The organism is Aeromonas sp. S12(2024), from assembly GCF_041402305.1.
Classification (GTDB): Bacteria; Pseudomonadota; Gammaproteobacteria; order Enterobacterales; family Aeromonadaceae; genus Aeromonas; species Aeromonas veronii.
Map to the genome: position 1 here is coordinate 20,259 of NZ_JBGLRB010000027.1, position 22,257 is coordinate 42,515.

General features: G+C 58.9%; 21 protein-coding genes. 4 read left to right on the top strand and 17 right to left on the bottom strand.

All coding sequences use genetic code 11. The features are described from left to right. Positions 1-21: 21 nt before the first annotated feature. Complete coding sequence (locus tag ACB035_RS19550) at positions 22-861, bottom strand: sterol desaturase family protein (protein WP_371167954.1); 840 nt, start codon at positions 859-861, stop codon at positions 22-24. Between the two features lie 168 nt (positions 862-1,029). Here ACB035_RS19550 and ACB035_RS19555 point away from each other — a divergent pair, with 168 nt between their 5' ends. Further along, positions 1,030-1,821, top strand: a complete 792-nt coding sequence (locus ACB035_RS19555) for an ABC transporter substrate-binding protein (protein WP_162516410.1) — start codon at positions 1,030-1,032, stop codon at positions 1,819-1,821. Positions 1,822-1,927: 106 nt separating this feature from the next. On the opposite strand, the gene ACB035_RS19560 is transcribed toward ACB035_RS19555, so the two are convergent. From ACB035_RS19560 to ACB035_RS19580, 5 genes are all read right to left on the bottom strand, one after another. After that, positions 1,928-2,671, bottom strand: coding sequence for an amino acid ABC transporter ATP-binding protein (locus ACB035_RS19560; RefSeq protein ID WP_371167955.1), 744 nt, complete (start codon positions 2,669-2,671; stop codon positions 1,928-1,930). Beyond that, positions 2,655-2,777: a hypothetical protein gene (locus tag ACB035_RS19565; protein ID WP_265324038.1), complete on the bottom strand. Its 123-nt coding sequence runs from the start codon at positions 2,775-2,777 to the stop codon at positions 2,655-2,657. The genes ACB035_RS19560 and ACB035_RS19565 overlap by 17 nt, the downstream gene beginning before the upstream one ends. After that, positions 2,761-2,883, bottom strand: coding sequence for a hypothetical protein (locus tag ACB035_RS19570; protein ID WP_005350727.1), 123 nt, complete (start codon positions 2,881-2,883; stop codon positions 2,761-2,763). Before ACB035_RS19570 ends, ACB035_RS19565 begins: the two co-directional genes overlap by 17 nt. Beyond that, positions 2,867-3,826: an amino acid ABC transporter permease gene (locus tag ACB035_RS19575; protein WP_371167956.1), complete on the bottom strand. Its 960-nt coding sequence runs from the start codon at positions 3,824-3,826 to the stop codon at positions 2,867-2,869. The genes ACB035_RS19570 and ACB035_RS19575 overlap by 17 nt, the downstream gene beginning before the upstream one ends. A 99-nt stretch (positions 3,827-3,925) precedes the next feature. Beyond that, entirely contained in the window at positions 3,926-4,726 is an 801-nt protein-coding gene (locus ACB035_RS19580; protein WP_005334079.1) for a transporter substrate-binding domain-containing protein, read from the bottom strand. A 520-nt stretch (positions 4,727-5,246) separates the two neighbouring features. Here ACB035_RS19580 and ACB035_RS19585 point away from each other — a divergent pair. Beyond that, positions 5,247-6,380 carry a GGDEF domain-containing protein gene (locus ACB035_RS19585; protein ID WP_194496711.1) on the top strand — a complete coding sequence of 378 codons (1,134 nt, stop codon included), beginning with the start codon at positions 5,247-5,249 and terminating at the stop codon, positions 6,378-6,380. A 92-nt stretch (positions 6,381-6,472) separates the two neighbouring features. On the opposite strand, the gene ACB035_RS19590 is transcribed toward ACB035_RS19585, so the two are convergent. From ACB035_RS19590 to ACB035_RS19625, 8 genes are all read right to left on the bottom strand, one after another. Then, positions 6,473-7,807 (bottom strand): MFS transporter, encoded by a 1,335-nt coding sequence (locus tag ACB035_RS19590; RefSeq protein ID WP_371167957.1) that lies wholly within the window; start codon positions 7,805-7,807, stop codon positions 6,473-6,475. A gap of 21 nt (positions 7,808-7,828) precedes the next feature. Next, positions 7,829-9,349 (bottom strand): signal transduction histidine-protein kinase/phosphatase UhpB, encoded by a 1,521-nt coding sequence (gene uhpB / locus ACB035_RS19595; RefSeq protein WP_371167958.1) that lies wholly within the window; start codon positions 9,347-9,349, stop codon positions 7,829-7,831. Beyond that, positions 9,346-9,936: a transcriptional regulator UhpA gene (gene uhpA, locus ACB035_RS19600; RefSeq protein WP_371167959.1), complete on the bottom strand. Its 591-nt coding sequence runs from the start codon at positions 9,934-9,936 to the stop codon at positions 9,346-9,348. The genes uhpB and uhpA overlap by 4 nt, the downstream gene beginning before the upstream one ends. 192 nt (positions 9,937-10,128) lie before the next feature. Continuing rightward, a complete protein-coding gene (gene rnk, locus ACB035_RS19605) occupies positions 10,129-10,524 on the bottom strand; it encodes a nucleoside diphosphate kinase regulator (protein WP_005334070.1) in 396 nt (131 codons plus the stop codon). Between the two features lie 245 nt (positions 10,525-10,769). Beyond that, positions 10,770-11,507: a substrate-binding periplasmic protein gene (locus tag ACB035_RS19610; RefSeq protein WP_371167960.1), complete on the bottom strand. Its 738-nt coding sequence runs from the start codon at positions 11,505-11,507 to the stop codon at positions 10,770-10,772. Positions 11,508-11,589: 82 nt separating this feature from the next. After that, positions 11,590-12,276, bottom strand: coding sequence for a hypothetical protein (locus ACB035_RS19615; protein WP_005359576.1), 687 nt, complete (start codon positions 12,274-12,276; stop codon positions 11,590-11,592). 72 nt (positions 12,277-12,348) lie between these two features. Beyond that, positions 12,349-13,740, bottom strand: coding sequence for an alkaline phosphatase (locus tag ACB035_RS19620; protein WP_371167961.1), 1,392 nt, complete (start codon positions 13,738-13,740; stop codon positions 12,349-12,351). Positions 13,741-13,751: 11 nt separating this feature from the next. Continuing rightward, the gene (locus ACB035_RS19625; RefSeq protein ID WP_204478926.1) at positions 13,752-15,149 is read right to left on the bottom strand and encodes an alkaline phosphatase; all 1,398 of its coding nucleotides are present in this window, start codon (positions 15,147-15,149) and stop codon (positions 13,752-13,754) included. A 323-nt stretch (positions 15,150-15,472) separates the two neighbouring features. On the opposite strand from ACB035_RS19625, the gene ylqF reads away from it, so the two are divergent. Continuing rightward, complete coding sequence (gene ylqF, locus ACB035_RS19630) at positions 15,473-16,423, top strand: ribosome biogenesis GTPase YlqF (protein ID WP_005334061.1); 951 nt, start codon at positions 15,473-15,475, stop codon at positions 16,421-16,423. 157 nt (positions 16,424-16,580) lie between these two features. On the opposite strand, the gene ACB035_RS19635 is transcribed toward ylqF, so the two are convergent. The 3 genes from ACB035_RS19635 to dinG form a co-directional block, all read right to left on the bottom strand. Next, the gene (locus tag ACB035_RS19635) at positions 16,581-17,477 is read right to left on the bottom strand and encodes a histone deacetylase (RefSeq protein ID WP_100654043.1); all 897 of its coding nucleotides are present in this window, start codon (positions 17,475-17,477) and stop codon (positions 16,581-16,583) included. Between the two features lie 181 nt (positions 17,478-17,658). Then, entirely contained in the window at positions 17,659-18,318 is a 660-nt protein-coding gene (locus tag ACB035_RS19640) for a DUF2057 domain-containing protein (RefSeq protein ID WP_058056075.1), read from the bottom strand. Positions 18,319-18,460: 142 nt separating this feature from the next. Continuing rightward, entirely contained in the window at positions 18,461-20,533 is a 2,073-nt protein-coding gene (gene dinG / locus ACB035_RS19645) for an ATP-dependent DNA helicase DinG (protein ID WP_371167962.1), read from the bottom strand. Between the two features lie 395 nt (positions 20,534-20,928). Here dinG and ACB035_RS19650 point away from each other — a divergent pair, with 395 nt between their 5' ends. Continuing rightward, positions 20,929-21,978, top strand: coding sequence for a porin (locus ACB035_RS19650; RefSeq protein ID WP_371167963.1), 1,050 nt, complete (start codon positions 20,929-20,931; stop codon positions 21,976-21,978). Positions 21,979-22,257 lie beyond the last annotated feature (279 nt).

Consider the following 22,257-nt stretch of genomic DNA (forward strand, 5'->3'; position numbering starts at 1 on the left):
GTTGCTATTTGATGCGAAGGCTCAGCGGCTGGCAGGCCCAGCCGGTTTGCCAAACAGCACCGCGAGTTTTTGTCGCCAGGGTAGGCCACGGGCGTCATGCAGCATGTCGCGCCACTCGTGGAAGGTGAGGGTGAGGGGGTTGAAGCTGTGGATCGGCTTGGTGATGCCGAAGCGGCATGGCTCGGCCGGATCTTCTTCGACAAAGGTGCCGAACAGCCGATCCCAGATGATCAGCACCCCGGCGAAGTTGCGGTCTATGTACTTGGCGTTGCTGGCGTGGTGCACCCTGTGGTGGGAGGGGGTGTTGAAGATCCACTCCAGCCAGCCGAGCTTGCCCACCACCTGGGTGTGGACGAAAAACTGAAAACCCAGGCTCAGCAGCACGGTGGCGACCACCGCCTCGGGCGGGAAGCCGATGACAATCATCGGGATCCAGAACAGCCACATGCCGGAGATGGGATACATCAGGCTCTGGCGAAAGGCGGTGGAGAGATTGAGTCGCTCCGAGCTGTGGTGCACCACGTGGGAGGCCCACAGCCAGCGCACATGGTGGCTGGTGAAGTGGAACAGCCAATAGCAGAGATCCTGCAGCAGGAACAGCAGCAATACGCTCCAGAAGGTGAGGTCGATGTCGAACAGTCGCCAGCCCCAGAGGGTGTCATACAGATAAGCAATGGCGATGGCCGCCAGCGCATCGCCCCCTTGGTGCATCAGGGCCAGGGCTGCGTTGGCGAACAGATCCCGCCACTGGTAGGTGGCGGTTGGAAAGGCCGCGCCATGTTTGCGCAGGTAGAGCATCTCCCAGCCGATAAAGGCCAGAAAAATCGGGGAGAGGTAGAGCAAAAGCAGTTGCACATCCATATGCGGCCATCCATTCAGAGCAATTGCTCTCCAGCATAAAGGATGGGTTTAATAATTCATTAACATTTTTCTGCCAACGAAGAGATGGCATGAAATATGGCGCGCCAGCAGAGGAAGGTGCGCTGGATGGCTATGCTTGATGCAGGCTTTTTCAGGAGGTGCTGGCTTATGCGCGTCTGGTGTTGCTTGTTGCTGGGGTTGTGCATGATGGCGCACGCCAAGACCCGGGTCGAGATCCTGGCGGATGCCGCCTATCCTCCCTACTCCTGGCAGGAAGGGGAGGAGGTCAGGGGGATCTATGCCGACATCATCCGCGAGGTGACCTCTGCCATGCCTGACTATGAGGTGGTGCTCAAGCCTATGCCGTGGCGGCGCGGTCTGAGCATGGTGGAGCAGGGGGCTGCCTTCGCCATTTTTCCACCCTACTACATGCCCGACACCCGCCCTTACATGTGGCCCTACTCCCAGCCGATGCTGGATGAAGAGCTGGTGGTGATGTGCGGCGCCAGTGTGGCGGCCAATACCCCGCAGGCCAGCTTTCCGCTCGACTATCACGGTTTGCGCTTTGGTATGAACGCCGGTTTTGCCGTCGGCGGCGATGCCTTCTGGCAGGCGGTAAAAGAGAAGCAGATCGACGTGGAGGAGGTGAAAAGCAATCGGGAGAACCTGCTCAAGATTGTCCGCGGCCGGGTCGATTGCACCATCAATGATCGCCTCTCCCTGCTCTATGAGTTGCTCAACATGATAAAGGCCGATCAGCTGGCGGTGGCCGATATGTCCCTGCTCAAACAGGGGCCGGTGCTCAGCAAGGAGCAGGGGTTTCTCGGCTATAGCCGCAAGGGGGAGTACCCCTACAAACAGGCCTTTATCGACCAGTTTGACAAGGAGCTCTATCAGCTCAAAAAACGTGACGGGGTGAAAGTGATCGTGGAGCGCTATCTGGGAAAGTCCCCGCGCTGAGCCGATGAGATGGGCACTCGGGTTCAGCTGGGTTAAGCCTGCCAGCGTGACACACAAGAAGAGGGACCTTGCGGTCCCTCTTCGTTTATCCAGCAGAGCATGTTGGCTACAGCACCTGACTCAAGAACTGGCGCAGACGCGGCGAGGGGGGATTGTCGAAGAAATCGGCCGGTTTTTCATCCACCAGCAGTTCGCCACTCTCCATAAAGAGCACCCGATCCGCTACCTCGCGGGCAAAGCCCATCTCGTGGGTCACCACCACCATGGTCATCCCTTCGCGGGCGAGTCCCTTCATCACATCCAGCACTTCCCCCACCATCTCGGGGTCCAGCGCACTGGTGGGCTCGTCAAACAGCATGATGCGCGGCTGCATGGCGAGTGCCCGGGCAATGGCCACCCGCTGTTGCTGACCGCCGGAGAGCTGGGAGGGATAGCTGGCCGCTTTCACCGACAGCCCCACTTTCAGCAGCAGCGCCTTGGCTCTGTCTTCGGCCTCACGGCGCGACAGGCCACGCACCTTCTGCGGAGCGAGGCAGATATTATCCAGCACCGTCAGGTGGGGAAAGAGGTTGAAGGACTGGAACACCATGCCCACCTCTTCCCGCAGCTTGTTGACATCGCCCGGCTCGGTCAGGCAGATACCGTCGACCACGATATTGCCGTCGTTGATGGTCTCCAGCTGGTTGAGAGTGCGCAGGAAGGTGGATTTGCCCGAGCCGCTGGGGCCGACGATCACCACCACTTCCCCTTCGGCGACCTGGGTGCTGACCTTTTTCAAGGCGTGCACTTCGCTGCCGTAGAACTTCTCTACGCCGGTCGCTTTGATGATGGGATCAGTTGCTACGCGCATATTTCACCTCCAGAAAACGAACCGGGAAGGCGAAGGGGGTGTCGGTGATGGCTGCACTTCTCGACACCTGTGGCACCTTGATGATGGGATCAGTTGCTACGTGCATATTTCACCTCCAGAAAACGAACCGGGAAGGCGAAGAGGGTGTCGGTGATGGCTGCACTTCTCGACGCCTGTTGCACCTTGATGATGGGATCAGTTGCTGCGTGCATATTTCACCTCGAGACGGCGTACCAGGAAAGAGAGGGTGCCGGTGAGCACCAGATAGAGCAGGGCCACGGTGAACCATACCTCGAACGGGCTGAAGGTGGAGCTCACCACCTCGCGCCCCGCCTTGGTCAGATCGGTGATGGAGATAACCGAGACCAGCGAGGAGTCCTTGATGAGGTTGATGAACTGGCCCGCCAGCGGTGGCAGCACCCGCTTGAACGCTTGCGGCAGGATGACGTAGCGCATGGTCTGGGCGGAGGTCATACCCAGGCTGCGGCCTGCCTCCATCTGCCCCTTGTGGATGGAGCTGATACCGGCACGGACGATCTCCGCCACATAGGCCCCGGTAAAGACGGCCAGCGCGACGACCCCGGCGGTGAAGCGGTCGAGGTTCAGCACGGTGCCGATAAAGAAGTAGACGATAAAAATCTGCACCAGCAGCGGCGTGCCGCGGATGAGCTCAACGTAGGTGACCGCCAGATTGCGCAGGGCGGGATTGGGGGAGAGGCGCGCCAGCCCGGCCAGGGTGCCGAGCAGGATGGCGAAGATGCCTGCTACCAGCGAGAGCTTGACGGTGACCCAGACGCCCCAGGCGATGGGGCCTGCGGTCCAGCTCAGTTGGGTGTCGAGGGTATCGCCACGAAAAACGGTATCCCCTTCGGCGACTTGTACGCCGGTGCTGGCGATGGCTTGCCGCACATTGGGATCGAGATCGTCTTGCAGGAACAGCTTGCCTTTCTCGGCCTCGCTGGTGCCCGCCATCACGGTGCCGTCAAATTCGGCCAGATTCTTCTGCTCCGCCTGATAGGCGATGTATTGGGGAATGCGTTCCCAGCGCCAGGTGTAATCCACTGACTGGACAGCCTTGTAGATGCCGAATACGGCAACCAGCAGCATCAGCAGGAAAACCCCATGCCAGAGTAGCTGATTGGGCTGTTTTTCCATCTGTCTTGTCGGTTTGGGTGTGTGCACAGTCACAACCTCTTCTCGTTATTGTGTGGGGAGCTGCGTGGTGCAGGGGCGGCATGTGCCGCCCCCCGGAGGTTATTTGAGCTGGTTCAGCCAGGCGTTGGATTCGAACCACTTCTTGTAGAGACGGTCGTAGCTGCCATCGCCCTTGATCTGGCGCAGGTAGTTGTTGAACCAGTTGAGGGTGTCCTGATCTCCTTTGCGGATAGCCCAGGCTAGCGGTTCGAAGGTGAACGGCTTGTCGAGGTGCACCACGGCGCCCTGATTCTGGGAGGCGAAAATAGCGTTGTAGGGCAGGTCATAGACGAACGCATCGACCTTGCCGTTGATCACTTCCAGCTTGGCGTCATCCTGAGTTTCAAACTGCAGCAGGGTGGCTTTGGGGATCAGGCGCTTGACTGCCTGCTCGCCGGTGGTGCCGAGCTTGACCGCGATCTTGTATTTCGGGTCGTTGAGGTCGGTGAAGGATTTGATTTCGCCCGCCTTCTCTTTGCGCAGGACTATGGTCTGGCCGACCACGATGTAAGGATCGGCGAAGTTGACTCGCAGGTTGCGCTGGGGAGTGACGGTCATGCCGCCCATGATGACGTCGAACTTGTTGGTCAGCAGCGCCGGAATGATGCCATCCCAGGCGGTGTTGACGAACTCGACCTTCACGCCCATCTCTTTGGCGACCATCTTGGCGAGATCCACGTCAAAGCCAATGTATTGGCCCTGCTTGTTGGTCATCTCGAAGGGTTGATAGCCGGCATCGAAACCGACTCGCAGCACGCCGCGTTCGAGCACGGCATCCAGGGTGGAGGTGGGGGCAGGGGTCGGGGCCGCCGTGGCGATCCCGCAAAACAGCAGGGTAGAAAGAATCAGTTTTTTGATCATAAGTGACGTCTCTGTCGGTGGTGTGTTCGGCCTTGAACCTGATCCCGTGCGACTCCGTGGCACAAGAGACTGCTGCATCCGGCAACAGGCAAGACAGGATGAATGTCTTGAGCGGGACAAAAGCCCCATATGAGATGCTATGAATAGTGGTTGAGTGAAAAATGTACCAAAAACAGATTGTGTCAGAAGACTCAACAGGTTAGAGACATTTATTGCTCATGGCTTCATTCATAAAATCACACGAAAACAACATATCTATCTAATTGAGTGGGTTCAAGCCCAAATTATCCCCAAGACATTTTGTTACAAAGTCAGGGCGCCGCTTGCGGCTCTTATTGAGTTGACGGGCTCCGTAAGAGGCTTTTTATGGGGTTGATGCGTATACGTATTGGTGGGATATCACACGCATTGCTCTGTTTGTCAGCAAACGAACGGGCTTTATTGTGAAAACCATCAAGTCGCACTGGGTCTTGGCAAACGCTTCTCATATACTCAGTTACCCTCTCTGCATGGCTTTGGTATGGACGCCTCACTACTGCTTAAGCTGGATATTTTTACCTTGATGGTCATGGCCTTGTGTGGCTATTGTCTCGGTTTCCTCACTCTTACCATCATTCGCGTTACCCACAACGATATTCCCGGCGTCGGGGTCTGGTGGTGGTCCAGTCTGTTTGCCATGCTGGGTCAGGCGGGATTTGCCAGTCTGCTGCTGACACCCACCCTCTATGGCTCCTGGGTTGGCAATGTCTTCCTGATTTTTCATGTGTCGTTATTGCTGGTCGCCCAGCGCTGTTTCTTCCGGCAATCGCCGGGCTGGCCTGTCTGCTGGGGATTCATCCTGCTGTTTGCCGCCGTCATGACCTGGTCGGTCGCCATCGATGGCCGGATTGCGGTGCGGGTGATGATCAGCAGCGCCACCTTCCTCATGCTCAGTTCGCTCATCATCTGGCAGCTCTGGCGTCACGGCCGCCCTGATTATCAGGTGGCGGTATGGGTGCTGATTGGCCTCAATCTGGTGCTGATCGCTATGACCCTGATGCGGATGTTTACCGTGTGGGGCGAGGTGATCGAAAGCCCGTTCCAGCGTCAGTTGTTCAACGTGTTGCCCTATGTCTCCATGCTGGTGGGTAGCTCCATGCTCACCTTCGGGGTACTGCTGCTCTGCAACCAGCACCGGGCGCTGGAGCTGCGCTATCAGGCCAGTCATGATCCGTTGACCGGCTTGTTCAATCGCCGTGGTTTTATGGAACGTCTGGCCCGTGGACGCCCTGCACAGCAGGGGGCGCTGGCGGTGCTCGATCTGGATGACTTCAAGCAGATCAACGATCGGCATGGTCATGAGGTGGGGGATCGGGTGCTGGAGCGGGTCGGGTTGGCACTGCGCGAGCTGGAAGGAGTATTGGCCAGTCGCTTCGGGGGCGAGGAGTTTGTGCTGCTGTTTCGCCATGCCACCGCAGAGGAGGCGATCGCCCGTTGTCAGTCACTGCGGGTTCAGCTTGCGGCCTGCGAGGTAGATGGGATCCATATCACCGTCAGCATTGGTATTGCTCACTGGCAGGGGGAGTGGCACTTTGACAGCCTGTTCAGCCGTGCGGATGACGCTCTCTATCGGGCCAAGCGGGAAGGAAAAAATCGGGTCTGTCAGGCTGCCTGATGCAGGAATCGGTTCAGGAATAAAATCAGGGCGCGGTGATCCGCGCCCTGTCTGTTTCTGCTTGCTGGGTATGGCTCGTCAGCTGCCACCTGCTACTCTGCATTCGTTTGAGCGGCTCTCGGTGCCTGCGCCTTGAGGAAGGGGAGCAGCAGCAGGGCCGAGACGCCTGCCGCCACCGAGATCACCACGAAGAAGCCGTTCCAGTGCCAGATCTCCATCACCTTGGCCAGCGGATAGCCCGACAGCGCCGCCCCCATGTAGGCAAAGAGACCGACAAAGCCGGTGGCCGCTCCCGCCGAGTTTTTGTGGGAGCACTCCGCCGCTGCCATGCCGATCAGCATCTGGGGGCCAAACACGAAGAAGCCGATAGTAAAGAAGCAGGCCGCCTGCATCACATAGCTGAAGAAGGGCATCAGCCAGAGCGACCCCACCGCCAGCAGGATCCCCACCGCAAAGATGAGGTTCATCGGGCCACGGTTGCCGTTGAACAGCTTGTCCGATCCCCAACCCGCCACTAGGGCGCCGATAAAGCCCCCTACCTCGAACATGGAGATGGCCGAGTTGGCGCTCATCAGATTGAAGCCGCGCTGCTCGGTCATGTAGAGATTGCCCCAGTCATTGATGGCGGTGCGCACCACATAGACCAGCACGTAACAGCAGGCGAGCAGCCAGATATAGGGGTTGCCCAGCACATATTTGCGCAGGATCTGGCGATGGGAGAGCCCCGCATCCTGAGTCTGCTGGGCCAGCTCCATCGCATCCTTGCGCCACTCGCCCACCGACGGCAACCCCATGGCGGCCGGGGTATCCCGCAGCCGCCAGCAGAGGAATAACCCCGCGATGATGGCGATAAGGCCGGGCACTATCATGCCGTAGCGCCAGCCATGTTGCAGGGCGATGGTGCTGACGATAAGGGGGATGAGCGCGCCGCCGACGTTGTGGGCAGTGTTCCAGGCCGACCACCAGACGCCGCGCTCGGTGCGCGAATACCAGCTGGTAAGCAGCTTGGAGCAGGGGGGCCAGCCCCAGCCCTGGAAGAAGGCGTTGGCGACCCAGAGGGCGGCAAACATCCAGAGTGCCGACGAGAGGCCGAACAGGATATTGATAACGCCGGTGGCCATTAGTCCGACACCCATGAAGTAGCGCGGGTTGGCGCGGTCACTGATGATGCCGGAGAAGAACTTGGAGCAGCCGTAGGTGATGTAGAACAGGGTCCAGAGCATGCCGATATCGGACTTGTCCAGCATGCCGCTCGCCAGCATGTCCGGCATGGCGAAGTTGAAGCTCTTGCGGGTGAAGTAGAAGACCGCGTAGCCCAGATACATGGTCAGCAGCAGGTGCAGCCGCCAGTGGCGATAGGTGGCATCGATCTCGGCCTGATCCCGGATAAGGGGCCGGGGCGGCGCGCTTCTCATAAAACTCAGCACAGGCAGGCCCTCTGGTGGTGATTAGCCATGACTCTCTTCCCGTCTGCGACTGGGCAGGTTGACCGTCAGCTGGGTGCCGTGGATGCAGGAGAGTTGCAGACTGCCCCCGAGTGCCTGTACCCGTTCGCGAATGCCGAGCAGGCCATAGCCCTGCTGCGGGCGGCTTTCCGGCAGACCGCGGCCATCATCTTCCAGCACCAGTTGCAACTGATCGCCGCTGGCCCGGGCGCGAATGGTGACCGAGTGGGCGTTGGCATGTTTGACCACGTTGTTGAGCCCCTCCTGACAGACCCGAAACAGGGTGACCCGCTGGGCATCGGAGAGATCCCCATCCGCCAGTTGCCACTCCAGCCGGGTGACGATGCCGTAACGCTCCAGCTCCAGCTCTCGGAGCAGTGCCCGTACCGCCTGTTCCAGAGTCATGTCGTCGAGCTGGCGCGGGCGCAGCCGCCCGAGCAGGCCGCGCACCGCGTCGTAGATCCCGAGCGACAGTGTGTCGATGAGGGCACTGCTCTGACCTACACCTGCGTTATCGGGGGCGAGGCGGCGCACGATCCCGGCCTGGGTACGAATGGCTGTGATGGTCTGGCCGATGTCGTCGTGCAGCTCGCGCGCCACCTCCTTGCGGATGCTCTCCTCGGTCTCCAGCAGCCGCTCGGTGAGTTGGCGATTATGGGCGAGCTGGCGGGTCAGCGCCTGATTGAGCTCCCGCTGGCGCTGGATCCCGGCACCCAGCAGCAGGCCGGTGAGGCTCTGGGCCAGCAGGGAGAGCAGCAGATCCAGCGGGTGATCGTGCCAGGCCTGACTGGCCAGCAGGGCGATGGTGTTCATCAGGGTGGCGAGCAGCGCCCCCTGCCAGCCGTAGCGCCACGCCATGGCGATGATGGGGATGGCCAGACAAAACGGGGTGAAGCGCACCAGCGAGTTGGGCAATCCCAGTTGCAGCCAGAGGCTCAATACGAACAGCAGCAGATACCAGACCAGATGGCGAAAGCGCCACTCTACCGGCTGATCCACCAGCGCAGGTCCCAGCGGCACCCAGGTGGCACGAGTGAGGTAGTGCCAGATCAGCATGCAGGTGGAGGTCAGCGTCAGACCGCCGGTCAGGCTGAGCAGCAGGGCCGAGAGGCCATCTTCCCCGGCCAGATGCCAGAGCAGGGCTTGCAGCAGCGCCGCCGCCGTGACGGTGGCGAGCAGCAGCAACAGTTGTTGCCAGTCGTTGCGCACCTGCTGGCGACGGGCAATCAGCAGCGGTAGCAGGGTCAGCAGACTGCCCGCGACCAGCCAAGGCCAGTGGGGCAGCCCCACCTCCAGATTGAGCCAGTAGAGCAGCAGTCCTTCGCACAGCAACAGCGGCGGCCAGTAGTGGCCGGGACTTTGCAGCAGCAACCCGAGGCGCAGGCCGAAGGGGAACAGCAGCACCGCCAGCGCCGGGCCACCCGCCAGATGCAGGCTGATGCTCCAGAGGCAAAACCAGCCAGCGGCAAAGATGAAGCAGGCCGCCAGCGCGATGGCGACATAGCTGGCAAAACGGGAGATCACCAGCTATCCAGCATGCGGTGGGCCAGCTCGACGTTGTTGCTGACCTTGAGCTTGTCCATCAGGTTGGCGCGATGGACGTGCACCGTCTTGGGGGAGAGGCCGAGCTGCTCGGCGATGGCCTTCACCTCCAGCCCCTGTGCCAGCAACTGGGCAATCTCCCGCTCCCGATTGGTGAGGGGATCCCGGCTGCTGCTGGCCAGTTTCTGGGCGATGTCCGGCGTCAGATAACATCCCCCCTGTGCGGCGGTGCGTACGGCGGCGATCAGCTCGTCCGGACTGCAGCGCTTGGAGAGAAATCCCTTGGCACCGGTCTGCAGTGCCTGCTCGATGAGGGCGGGGCTGTCGTGTACCGAGAGCATCACCACCGCCAGACCGGAGGGGAGCTGCTTGAGCAGCTCCAGTCCCGACTGGTCGGGCATCGAGATGTCGCAGACGCAGACTCGCGCCCCGCTGCCGGGCAGGCCGGCAAGGGCATCGCTGGCGGAGCCGAATTCGGCGACCACCTGCAGGTCTGGCTCCAGATTGAGCAGTTGGGCAAAACCGGATCGGACGACCTGGTGATCGTCGATGAGGGCAATTTTTATCATGATGTCAGCCTGAAATTCGGTGCGTCATGACCATGACGCGGCCAACAAGATACCTGCCCCCCGAGTCAGGCTCAAGCAGCAGCAGGAAAAGGGGCTAAAAACCGGGGGGCAAGGTGCGCAAAGCTTGATCGGGATCAGCTGGCAAGGGCGAGCAAGCGGGCTGATCAACAGGGGATGACCAGCCCGGGGGACTCAGCGGTGCAGCTCGCCGGCGCGCTCCGGCTGATAAACCACTTCCAGAATTTCGACCTCGATGGTGCGACCGGCCGGGCCCGGCCAGGCGATGCTGTCGCCCACTTTCAGGCCGAGCAGGGCGCTGCCTACCGGCGCCAGTACCGAGATGTTGCTCTCGTCGCCCTTGGCATCGCGCGGATAGACCAGGGTGAGGCAGAACTCGTTGCCGCTGCTCTGCATCTTGAAGCGTACCTTGCTGTTCATAGTGACCACGTCCGGCGGCATGTCGGCCGGTTCGCGGATCTCGGCGCGGTCCAGCTCCTCTTGCAGGGCCAGATGTTGCGGGTGGTTGCCAAGCAGTTGTTCGATACGGTCCAGATCAAGGCTGGAGATAACCAGATGAGGTTGTTTCATAAGATATTCCTTATCAATAGCGGATAGGCCCATACCGGCGGGTGCAGGTTGGCCATCACGCAAAGTGTTACAAAAATGGATTCAACAGGTTCAATCGATTGAAAATGCCATGCCCCCAAGCGACTCGCGGCCGAAGGAGCGAGGCGGGGGCTCAGCAGGGTGTGAGCAAATGCGAGGAAATAGCGAGTATTTTCATAGGCCTACCATAACCATTCTGGCCGGTCTTGGCAACCGCGATTGAGTGACTACTCAGGAGCCTGATAGTTGTACTGACGGATGATCCGCGCCAGTGTGCCATCATGGCGCATCTCGTCGATGACGGCTTGCCAGCGCTGCGCCTGTTTGAAGGGGAAATCCTTGTGAGCGGCCAGGAAGAGTTGGGTGTTCATCAACACTTCCCCGCGAACCAGCTGTTGTGATGAGCGTTTGTCTTGTTGTTGGGCATACAGGATGACATTCCATGCGGCGACCCAGGCATCAATGCGACCGCGATGGAGTTTATGAGCGTTTAGTTGCTCATCTGCCACTGTCTCTCCCCGGATCCCGATGCGTTGCTTGAGTAGGTGTTGACCAAACGAGTAGCGCAGCACGCCCACATCAAGGTTCTTCAAATCGCTGCTTTTCAGTGCTTTTGGGTGAAATTGGCGATCGCTGACGATCAAAAATTGCTCATCGAGGATGGGAGTTACCCACTGATAGAGGTGCTCTCGCTGACTGCTTCGCACGGGCGGTATCATCAATACATCGGGGCGATGAATTGTCTGTGTCAGTGCACGTGGAAGCGGCATCAACTCGATGGTAAGCGGCTCGCCTAGACGGCGGGCTGCTTCCTCCATGATCTCGATACCCACCCCGCTGGGTTTACCATGGGAGGACTGAATGACGTAAGGGGGCAACTCGGCCGCCACCAGCACAATAGCCTGGGCACCGGTGTGTACCAGCAATAACAGCAGGGCAAAAAAGGGCAGGCAGAGAGCGCGCATCAAGGTCGTGAGCCAGAGTCGAATATGCAGAGTGTAACATTCCTGCCTGCGTTGTCGTTGCGCCCGCTGATGGGTTGGGAGCTCAGTCGAAGAAATCCCGCAGATCGCGCACTTCGTAATCAGCGAGTTGCTGCCAGGGGAGCTGAGCAGGCAGCTTGCGCAGGGTTACCTCCATCCGGTAGCTGCGATAGCCATCGAGGCTGGCCGATTCGACCACCAGCGGGATCTGCCACTGACTCGACCAGAGAATGCGGGTTCGTTGCTGCCCTTCGCGCTTTTCATACCAGCGGGCCTGCTCGGGGGCTGCCTCATCCAGTGGAGTCATCCCCTCGATCAGCACCGGGTTGACGAGATGGCGGATCCGCAGCCAGTCGGGCTTGAAGGCCACCTGGCCATACTCTTCCACCGGCACTTCAACCAGCTGGTTGTGCCAGCTGTCGGCATAGCGCAGCTGAAGTTCACCCTCATCACTGCGGCTGACCCAGCGGGCCGCCATCTGGTGGGTAAAGTGCTTGTGGCCGGGGGTGGCGTCGTGAGTGGCGTGATAGGCACGGGCAAGGGGGAGGGGAATGAGCCGCTGGCTCCACACCTGATTGCCCACGCGCAGCCACTTCTCTTGCCAGACACTCTCTCTGGCGATGCCATCGCTGCCGGTGTTCCGGTCGTGATAGCTGATCCGGGCGGCGAGATCCGGGGGCGTGTCGTCAGCATGCAGGGGGAAGGCGAGGGTGCTGCCAAGCAGCCATAACGAAAGCAAAAGTCGCATCATCATCTGTCGCTCGAAAGAGCCGGGGCCCGGGCCGCTGAGTCAATTGCTCAGATGCACCCGGGCCCCTGCTGCTTACAGGCCGAGCGCCTCCCGCAGTTTGCCAAACACCTTGGTGTTATCCAGCGTGCCTTTGAAGCGGTTGCTGCCGGCGCCATCGGCAAACAGCATCACATCGCCGCCGCCGTGGGTTTCCGATGTCAGCTTGACGCCGGTCTCCTGCAGATAGTCATTGGCCATCACCTGATCGCTGGTGAGGACCGGGCGCACGGCCGCACGATTGGGGCCGTTACCGAACACCAGGGTGGTGAAGGGCTTGCCATCCACGTCGTTCTGGGTCGAGCCGTCGCCATTTTTCACCAGATCCAGCACCGGATTGCCCTTGGCGGAGTAGCCGTTAATGGTCATGGTGTGGTCATGGTCGGCGGTGACCACGATCAGGGTATTGTTGAGATCCACTTTACCCAGCGCCGTCTTGACCGCCTCATCCAGAGCCACCGCGTCGGTGAGCGAGCGCTTGGCGTTGGTGCCGTGCAGGGCATGATCGATCCGGCCGCCTTCTACCATCAGGAAGTAACCCTGACTGTTCTTGCTCAGCAGGTCGATCGCCTTGGCGGTCATTTCGGAGAGGGATGGCTGGGTATTGGCAGCCCCCTTGGCGACCCGATCCAGCTCGTAGTCGAGGTGGGATTTGCTGCTGAACAGACCGAGCACTTTGCCACTGGTGACCTTGGCCAGTTCACTTTGGGTGGTGACATAGCTGTATCCCTGCGCCTTCATCTCGGCGGTCAGGTCGCGGTTGTCATTGCGACCGCCCTTGTTGCTGGCGCTGTAGGGGGTCCAGTGGTTGGCACCACCGCCCATCAGCACATCGACCCCATCCCCAAGCGCCTGGTTGAAACCAGTTCCTCCCGGAACGGCCTGTGCAGCGATGTCATAGGCAGCATCCCGATGGCAGATGTGGGCGTAGGTAGCCGCCGGGGTCGCGTGGGTCAGCTCGGTGGTGGTGACGGCTCCGACCGATTTGCCTGCCGCCTTGGCCAGCTCCAGGATGGTGGGCACCGGCTTGCCGTTATCGCTGCTGCAATTGTTGACGGTTTTGTTGCCATTGACGTCTTTGCCGGGGGCGACGGCTTTGGTGTCGCTGCTCATGGCGATCACCTCGTTGTTCATCTTGACCCCGGTGGTGTAGGCCGCCATGGAGGGGGCCGAGTCGGTGGTCTGGGCATCGTTGGAGAAGGTCTTGATGCGGGCACTGCGCGGCAGTTTCATCATCTCCAGATTGCCCTCTTCTCCCACCTTGAACAGGCGGGTGGCGGTGAGCACGGTAGGCCCCATGCCATCACCGATAAAGAGAATGACGTTTTTGGCATCACCGGCCTGTGCCTGGGAGGTTGCGCCCAGCGCATTGAACAGGGCGGCGCAGACCAGCGTGTGCTTGATGGATGTGTTCATCTGTTTGCTCATGAAAGTGCTCCTTACAGCTTGGCCGCAGCCTTGATCTTGCCGAACACGGCGGTGTTATCGAGTGAGCCATGGAAGCTGTCAGCCCCCTTGCCGATGGCGCCGAGGAAGACATCGGTGCCGCCGTGGGTCTCGTTGCCGATCTCGCCCACCTTGACCACCACTTCCTGGTGGTAGTCATTGGCAAAGACGGTGGCATCGTCGAGCGGGGCGACGCTGCTGCGCGGGCCATCCACCCGGTTGTAGCCGTTGCCAAAACCTATGATGGTGTAGGGCATGCCCTCGCTATCCTTGCTTGGCTCGCCAGTCTCGTAGTTCTTCACCAGCCCAAGTACGCCGGGGTTGTCGGCGGTGGTCTTGCCGGTGCGCTTGGCATAGCCGTTGAGCACGAGCGTGTGGTCGTGGTCTGCGGTGACCACGATCAGGGTGTTTTTCAGCTCGGGGTCGCTCTTTTTCACCTCGTCGATAGCAGCCTTGATGGCGTTGTCGAAGGCGATAGTGTCCTGCAGCGCCCGCTTGGCGTTGGTGTCGTGCAGGGCGTGGTCGATGCGACCCCCTTCCACCATCAGGAAGTAACCCTTCTCCTTACCCTTGAGCTGCTTGATAGCGGCCAGGGTCATCTGGGCCAGTGACGGCTCGCTGGCAGGGCGGTCCAGGTCATATTTCATGTGACTGGAACCAAACAGTCCCAGCAGCGGCTTGCCCGCATCGGCCTTGTTCAGCTCATCCAGATTGCTGGCAAACTGGTAGCCCTTGGCCTGCATTTCGCTGATGAGGTTGCGGCCATCTTCCCGCTTGCCCTTGTCGGCTTTGGGCAGGAAGAAGCTGCTGCCGCCACCGAGCACCACATCCAGCCCCTCCTTGAGGGCGCTGTTGTAGCCTTTGCCGCCCGGTACCAGCTGGACGGCGATATCCGCTTCCAGATCCCGGTTGCAGATATGGGCATAGGTAGCCGCCGGGGTGGCGTGGGTTACCCGGGTGCTGGTTACCACACCGGTACCGCGGCCATCGGCTTTGGCCAGCTCCAGCAGGGTTGTCACCGGCTTGCCGGCGCTCTTGCTGCAGTCACTCTCATAGGTGGCGTCGCCGTCCATGCTGATGACGCCGTTGTTGCTCTTGACCCCGGTCATGTAGGCCGCCATGGAGGGGGCCGAGTCAGTGACCTGGGCATCGTGGGAGAAGGTCTTGATAAAGGCCGTCTCTGGCAGGGTATCGATGGTGAGATCACCCTCTTCGCCGACACCGTAGATGCGGGCCGCCGTCAGGGTGTTGAGGCCCATGCCGTCACCGAGGAAGAAGATGACGTTGGTGGGTTGGGCTGCGGGTTTGGTCGCCACCGTGTCATTGTCTGATTTGCAGCCGGCAGCCAGGGCGGCGCCGATCATCACTGCAAGTCCTGCCATTTTTCTCATTGGGGTTCGCTCCTTGTAAAACCTGAGCGCAGCCTAGAGGGGGCAGATGACACTTTTACTGACTATCGGTGACGGTTGTGTGAAAAAGTGATGAAAATGTTACACTATATCAATGTGTTATCTATCAATTGAGCGAGTTGGTCCGGTCGCTTCTGGCAAGGTTGCTCCGCCTCGGCGGTTTGCTGATTTGATGAGGTGATGGTTAGAATGACCTGTCAAAAGAGGCCCGCAGCAGGTAAAATGCGCCCCCTTCGTTCGATGCCCGCGGCAGAGCGCCTGTTGTTCCATGCGCGCGCCCGCAGCCCCCACAGAGAGTAACGGATATGTCCATCAACTGGTTCCCCGGTCACATGCACAAGGCCCGCAAAGAGATTGCCGAGGTCATGCCCCAGGTCGATGTGATCATCGAGATGCTCGATGCCCGCATCCCCTTCTCCAGCGAAAACCCGCTGGTGCCCGAGCTGCGTGGTGATACCCCGGTGATCAAGGTGCTGAACAAGGCGGACCTGGCCGATCCGGCGATCACCGATCTGTGGGTGGCGCACATGGAAAAAGAGAAGGGGATCAAGGCACTGCCGTTGACACAACAAGAGCCGGAGAAGATCAAGCAACTGCTGACCCTCTGCCACGAGATGCTGCCGGAGCGCAATTTTGAGCTGCGCGGCGTGCGGGCGATGATCATGGGGATCCCCAACGTGGGCAAATCCACCCTGATCAATACCTTGGCGGGGCGCATCATCGCCCGTACCGGCAACGAGGCGGGGGTGACCAAGTCTCAGCAGCGGATCAAGCTGGATAACAACGTCATCCTGACCGATACCCCGGGTTTCCTCTGGCCCAAGCTCAATCCGCCCTCCTGCGGTTATCGTCTGGCCATCACCGCGGCCATCAAGGACACGGTGTTCGACTATGCCGATATCGCCATGTTCGCCGCCGATTACTTCATCAAGGCCTATCCGGAGCGGATCAAGGCGCGTTACCAGATTGACGAGTTGCCCGAGACCGAGATCGAGCTGCTAGAGATGATCGCCCGCCAGCGGGCGTTTATGCGCAAAGGTGGGCTGGCCGACCTGCACAAGGCGTCAGAGATCCTGATTAACGAGTTCCGCTCCGGTTTGCTTGGCCGCATCTCGCTGGAGACGCCGGAGATGGTGAGCGTCGAGATTGTCGAAGCCGCCGCAGAAGCCGAGCAAAAAGCCAAAGAGAAGGCCGAGCGGGAAGAGGAGCGTCAGGCTCGCGCCCGTCGCAAGTACGCCCGCAAGCGTCAGAAATAGTTATCCTCAGGCGTCCCGAGCTTGCCTGGCAACGAGCGAGCGTGTGTGACCGAGAGGACGAAACACGAAGAGGCGACCCCAGGGTCGCCTCTTCTGTTGTATCTGGTGAAGTGCCCGCCTACTTCTGATGGGGTGTCCGCGCTATAAAGCCATGCCATCAGCCAAAACGGTGGCGCGCTATTTCAAACAGCGACATATGAAGCGGGATCAGCTGTTGCCAGTCGCGGCGATAGCCGCCACCGGGCACTGCCGCGATGGGCACGCCGTGCAGCAGAGCACAGTCAAATACCATGGCATCGCGCAGGCGAACCCCTTCATCGCTCAGGGAGAGATAACCAAGCTCGTCGGCATGATGCACATCGACGCCCGCCTGATAGAGGATGAGATCAGGCGAATAGAGGCGCAGTGCCAGTGAGAGCGCCTGTTGCAGTGTGGTGAGATAGGCATCGTCCGTCATGCCGCTTGGCAGTGGAAAGTCGAGGTGAGAGGTGGCTTTGTGATGGGGAAAGTTGTGCTCACCATGGAGGGAGAGGGTGATGATATCGCGCCGTCCGGCGCACAGGGCCGCACTGCCATCTCCTTGATGCACATCGAGATCGACGATCAGCACCTGTTCACAACGCCCCTCGTCGAGGCAAGCCTGGGCGGCAATCACCAAATCGTTAAACAGACAAAAACCGCTGCCGTGATCCCGATGGGCGTGGTGGTAGCCACCGGAGATCTGCAAGCCGCAGCCCTGCTCAAGAGCATGGCGGCTGGCGGCAATAGTGGCACCGACCGAGCGCAAGGTGCGCTCCATCAGCATGGGTGACCAGGGAAAACCGATCTTGCGGATGGCGCGCTCTTCAAGCTGACCGCTCAGGGCCGCCGCGACATAATCGGCATCGTGAATGCGACAGATTTGCTCCCGGGTAGCTGCGGGCGCTTCGCCAAGGGGGTAACCCTGCACCTGCAGGCGTTCAAACAGCCCTTGATACTTGGCCAGCGGGAAGCGATGGCGCTCGGGTAGCGTCAGGGAGGAGTAGAGGGGGTGATAGAAAATGCGCAACGACATGGCGCCATTCTCCCTGGCAAGGTGGCGCTTTCTATATATGAAATCAGCAGATGAATCCATATATGTACTCCCTATATAAAGGGGAAGTGGCAGCGCATAAATCAAGACGCGTCGTGAGTGAGACAGCAGGATATGGAAAAGGGGAGCTTGGCTCCCCTTTCAGTCAATCACTCAGCCCGGCTTATTGCTGCTGGATAACCCAGATCTGGAAGGCTTTGCGGGTTTCAGCATCGGCCTTGTTGTACCAGTTTTGCAACTGGGTCAGCGCTTCCGGATTGCTTTGAGCCTTGCTGGGGGCAACTTGAACCGGTGCGCTGGCGGCAGCCATCACGGCAGCAGAAGAGACGGCCACTGCTTTGGGCTGGTTGAAGGCTTTCCCCATGTTGATCAGCTCTTGCTGATAGTCACGGGTCAGCTGGAAGCCCTCTACTTTCGGCATCACGAACTGTTCGCTACTCACTTGCTGACCACTGACCTTGTCTTTCAGCGCTACTTTCTGCTCTTTGACAAACTGCTTGGCTTCGGCTTCGTTGCGGGGCTTTTTATAGTCCAGCACCAGCTGTTGGTTGTCGGCGGCGGTGAAGTTCAGCACCAGCGGCTCGGCGGTCACCAGCTTGATTTCGTTACGGCTGGAGTAGTTGCCTTCAAAGGCGACGACCAACTGGTGTTTGCCAGCAGAGAGGGGGAAGGTGCTGGTTTTGTCGAGCAGCTTGGGGTTGATGGATTGACCATCGATCAGCTGGACGACATACGGGGTGGTCACTTCCAATTGGGCATCAGCAAGGGCGCTACCGGCCCACAACAGACCAGCCAGCGCCGGTACCAGAACAGTCAGTTTCATTTCATCTCCTTGAACAGTCAGGCGATTGCCCACTGAAAACAGGGGCTCATTTTTACAGGTTTGGCCTACTGCGGCAATGGCTCTTTCTGGTGGTCGATGTTCGCGCGGCTGTCAGTTTGTTTATCAATAGCGGCCGACTTATTTACTCGATCCGCCGTGTAAACGGGGGGAGGGCGTCGAGCAACCCCTTGCCATAACGTTTGGTCAGCAGGCGGCGGTCCAGAATGGTGACCCGTCCCCGATCGGCCTCTTTGCGGATGAGGCGGCCACAGGCCTGGATAAGCTTGCGCGATGCCTCCGGGACCGTCAGTTGCAGAAAGGGGTTGCCGCCTCGTTGCTCCACCCACTCGGCAGTAGCCTCCTCGACCGGTGAGTTGGGTACCGCAAAGGGGAGTTTGGTGATCACCAGATTGGTGAGATAGTGACCCGGCAGATCCAGCCCCTCCGAGAAGCTGCCGGTACCAAACAGGATGCTGGCCTGACCGCCATCGCATTTTTGTTTATGCAGGGTGAGCAGGGCATTGCGGGAGGCTTCCCCCTGTACCAGCAGTGACAGTCCCTTGGCTCGCAAGCCAACAGCCACCTCATTCATCTGGCGGTAGGAGGAGAAGAGCACCAGACTAGCCTCCTTGCCCGCCAGAATACGTGGCAGCACGCTGATGAGTTCGTTGGTAAAGGCCAGCGAGTTGGGTTCGTGCTCCATCTTGGGCAGATAGAGCTCGGCTTTCTGATAATCAAAGGGGGAGCGCAGGCGCAGATAGCGAGTGCCGTCGTGCTCCTTGAGCCCCACCTGATGGCGAAAATAACTAAAGGAAGAGAGGGCGGTGAGGGTCGCGGAGACCAGCACGGCTCCCAGACATTTCGACCAGAGCCACTCCTCCAGCAGATAGCCTACCTCAATCGGTGAGGCGTGCAGCCAGATATCGCCGTCATCGCTCTTGGCCATCCAGCGGGCGAGTGGGGTTTTACCGGTCGGCACATGGCGCCCCAGCATCTCCCACAGGGCGCAGAAACTCTCCAGCCGCTGCAGATGAAAACCGCTCTCTGCCAGCAGGGGTTCGGCCTCCTTGCGGCGGATCTCGCCATCTTTCAGCGCTTCACCTATGGCCCCTTGCATCCGATCCAGCGCTCGCAGCGCCTTCTTGCTCGACTCCTTGAGATTCTCCGCCAGCATGGGCAGGGGATCAGGCAATACCCCTTCGGCGAAGCGGTAGTGAGGTTCCGTGCCAAACAGCCGATCGTTGGCGCTGAGCCACTGCTCGACCGCCTTCAGGTCGGGCTGGATGGAGGCCAGTGCATCCTGCAGTTTGAGTTGGGGGTCGAGCAGGCTCTCTTTATTAAGAGTCCGCGCCAGCTTGCCTGCACTTTGTACCAGCTTCTCCAGCCAGCGACGCGAGCCTTTGACGCTGGCCGACGCCGCGCCGTGATCCCGGGCGATGGTGGGCAGGTGATGGGCCTCATCCAGTACATAGATACACTCATCGGGGGGGGGCAGAATGATGCCGCCGCCCATGGTGAGATCGGAGAGCAGTAGCGCATGGTTCACCACCAGCACATCGGCGCTCTCCATGTCGTTGCGGGCGCGATGAAAGGGGCAGTGCTGGTGATGGCTCAGCGCCTTGTTGCAGGTGTGGCGGTCGGCGGCGATGCGATCCCAGCAAGTGTCGGGAATGGGCTCTGGCCAGTTGTCCCGATCCCCGTCCCATTTGCCATTGGTGTAGGCCTGCCACAGGGCCAGGTAGCGATCTTTGTCGCTGTCAGATGGCTTGGATTTGCTCAGACTGCCAAAGTCGAGCTCGAAGTTGGCCATCTCGGCGCCACTGGCTGCTTGCTCCAGCAGATGCTCGCAACAGTAGCGCTGACGCCCCTTGACCAGCATAAAGCGAAACGGCAGCTCGCTATGGCGGTGGTAAAAAGGAAGGTCTTTGTGGATCAGCTGCTCTTGCAGGGCCACTGTGGCGGTGGAGATCACCAGCTTCTTCTGGGTGAGCCGCGCCACCGGGATGGCACCCTGCGCATAAGAAAGAGATTTGCCGATACCGGTTCCTGCTTCGGCAACCAAAATACGGCGCTGTTTGTCGTACTCGCCGGTCAGGGTTTTGGCTATCTCTGCCACCAGAAAGTTCTGCTCTTTGCGCGGCACAAAACCGGGTAATCCATCCGAAATCTGGCGATAGGTTTGACGAATGGTGGCTTTAAGGCGAGTAGAGAGCATGAAGATAAGGCCAGTTAAGGGTTAATCGAAGGACAAGGATACCCGCAACCCCTTGGTGAGGTCGAGGCAACAGCCATTATCACGGCAGTTTTACGCTGTTCAGACCACTTTGGTTGTTTATCAGGTAGTTAGCATCATTTGCATGCAAAATAGACTATTTGAGTCCAAATAATCAGCAGGATTCATTGTAAACGTTTTCCTTTTGCCTTACCGCCGGGTGAGACTTGGCTCACATTTTTACCTCCATGACTATGGTTTCCGTAAAAAGTTCCAAGTTTTTTCATTGCGGTTCAAAAAATCCGGTGCTAGTCTCGGCGGCATAGTGATGCAAAGAACATCGCTAACACAGGGAATAACAACAACTTAGTGTTTAATTACAGTAGGCATTGGAAACTATGAAAAAGACAATTCTGGCTATTGCTATTCCGGCTCTGTTTGCATCCGCCGCTAACGCCGCAGTGATCTATGACAAAGACGGTACCACTTTCGACGTATACGGCCGTGTACAGGCTAACTACTACGGTGAGCACGATGATACCGACGGCGAGCTGGTTGGTTCTTCCCGTCTGGGCTGGTCCGGTAAAGTTGCTCTGAACAACACTTGGTCTGGTATTGCCAAGACCGAGTGGCAAGTTGCTGCTGAAAACTCCGACAAGGGCAGTGACGGTAAGTCTAGCAAGTTCGATGCTCGTCATATCTATGCAGGCTTTGACGGCACCCAGTACGGTAAAATCATCTTCGGTCAGACCGACACTGCTTTCTACGACGTACTCGAGCCGACCGATATTTTCAACGAGTGGGGCGATGCTGGTAACTTCTATGACGGTCGTCAGGAAGGGCAGGTTATCTACTCCAACACCTTTGGTGGTTTCAAAGGTAAAGTTTCCTACCAAACCAACGATGACGTTGCTGTCAAGATTACTGATGTAGGTCAAAAAATTAAAGAAGATGCCTATTTGGGCACTGATGTAAAGCGTAAGAAAGCTTATGCCGTTGCTGCTGGCTACGACTTTGACTTCGGTCTGGGCTTCAACGCCGGTTATGCCTACTCTGACCTGCAAAACAAAGTTAACGGACAGACTGGTAAGAAAGACGAGTGGGCTGTTGGTGCACACTACGCAATCAATGGTTTCTACTTTGCTGGTGTTTACACTGAAGGTGAAGTGAAGAATAAGAGCAACGGTATCAAAGATGATGGCCGTGGCTACGAGCTTGCTGCTTCTTACAACGTAGATGCTTGGACCTTCCTGGCTGGTTACAACTTCAAAGAAGGCAAGGCCAACGCTCAAGCTGCCGGTTCTACTTACAAGGATCTGGTTGACGAGACCCTGCTGGGTGTTCAGTACGCTTTCACTCCGAAGCTGAAAGCTTACACCGAGTACAAGATCCAGGGCATCGACAAGCAAGATGACGAGTGGACTGTTGCTCTGCAGTACAACTTCTAATAAGTTGCACATGAGTAATATCCAGGCTTGAGTCTTTGACCAAGCTACGAATGGCCGAGATGATATCTCGGCCATTTTCTTTTTGGGCGACAGCGTATTGGCGCATGATGAATCGCCGGATTGCTGTGTTACGTGATGTTTGGCAAACCATTTGTCTCGGTTAATCTCTCCTGCTTCCTGCTTCCTGCTTCCTGCTTCCTGCTTCCTGCTTCCTGCTTCCTGCTTCCTGCTTCCTGCTTCCTGCTTCCTGCTTCCTGCTTCCTGCTTCCTGCTTCCTGC

Coding starts and splice junctions, on each gene's coding strand:
- ACB035_RS19635 (WP_100654043.1), bottom strand. CDS start 17,477: ATGTCGTTGCGCATTTTCTATCACCCCCTCTACTCCTCCCTGACGCTA.
- ACB035_RS19615 (WP_005359576.1), bottom strand. CDS start 12,276: ATGATGCGACTTTTGCTTTCGTTATGGCTGCTTGGCAGCACCCTCGCC.
- rnk (WP_005334070.1), bottom strand. CDS start 10,524: ATGAAACAACCTCATCTGGTTATCTCCAGCCTTGATCTGGACCGTATC.
- ACB035_RS19575 (WP_371167956.1), bottom strand. CDS start 3,826: ATGGAAAAACAGCCCAATCAGCTACTCTGGCATGGGGTTTTCCTGCTG.
- ACB035_RS19585 (WP_194496711.1), top strand. CDS start 5,247: ATGGACGCCTCACTACTGCTTAAGCTGGATATTTTTACCTTGATGGTC.
- ACB035_RS19620 (WP_371167961.1), bottom strand. CDS start 13,740: ATGAGCAAACAGATGAACACATCCATCAAGCACACGCTGGTCTGCGCC.
- ACB035_RS19640 (WP_058056075.1), bottom strand. CDS start 18,318: ATGAAACTGACTGTTCTGGTACCGGCGCTGGCTGGTCTGTTGTGGGCC.
- ACB035_RS19610 (WP_371167960.1), bottom strand. CDS start 11,507: ATGCGCGCTCTCTGCCTGCCCTTTTTTGCCCTGCTGTTATTGCTGGTA.
- ACB035_RS19560 (WP_371167955.1), bottom strand. CDS start 2,671: ATGCGCGTAGCAACTGATCCCATCATCAAAGCGACCGGCGTAGAGAAG.
- ACB035_RS19580 (WP_005334079.1), bottom strand. CDS start 4,726: ATGATCAAAAAACTGATTCTTTCTACCCTGCTGTTTTGCGGGATCGCC.
- ACB035_RS19570 (WP_005350727.1), bottom strand. CDS start 2,883: ATGCACGCAGCAACTGATCCCATCATCAAGGTGCAACAGGCGTCGAGA.
- ACB035_RS19650 (WP_371167963.1), top strand. CDS start 20,929: ATGAAAAAGACAATTCTGGCTATTGCTATTCCGGCTCTGTTTGCATCC.
- ACB035_RS19555 (WP_162516410.1), top strand. CDS start 1,030: ATGCGCGTCTGGTGTTGCTTGTTGCTGGGGTTGTGCATGATGGCGCAC.
- ylqF (WP_005334061.1), top strand. CDS start 15,473: ATGTCCATCAACTGGTTCCCCGGTCACATGCACAAGGCCCGCAAAGAG.
- ACB035_RS19625 (WP_204478926.1), bottom strand. CDS start 15,149: ATGAGAAAAATGGCAGGACTTGCAGTGATGATCGGCGCCGCCCTGGCT.
- ACB035_RS19550 (WP_371167954.1), bottom strand. CDS start 861: ATGGATGTGCAACTGCTTTTGCTCTACCTCTCCCCGATTTTTCTGGCC.
- ACB035_RS19565 (WP_265324038.1), bottom strand. CDS start 2,777: ATGCACGTAGCAACTGATCCCATCATCAAGGTGCCACAGGTGTCGAGA.
- uhpA (WP_371167959.1), bottom strand. CDS start 9,936: ATGATAAAAATTGCCCTCATCGACGATCACCAGGTCGTCCGATCCGGT.
- dinG (WP_371167962.1), bottom strand. CDS start 20,533: ATGCTCTCTACTCGCCTTAAAGCCACCATTCGTCAAACCTATCGCCAG.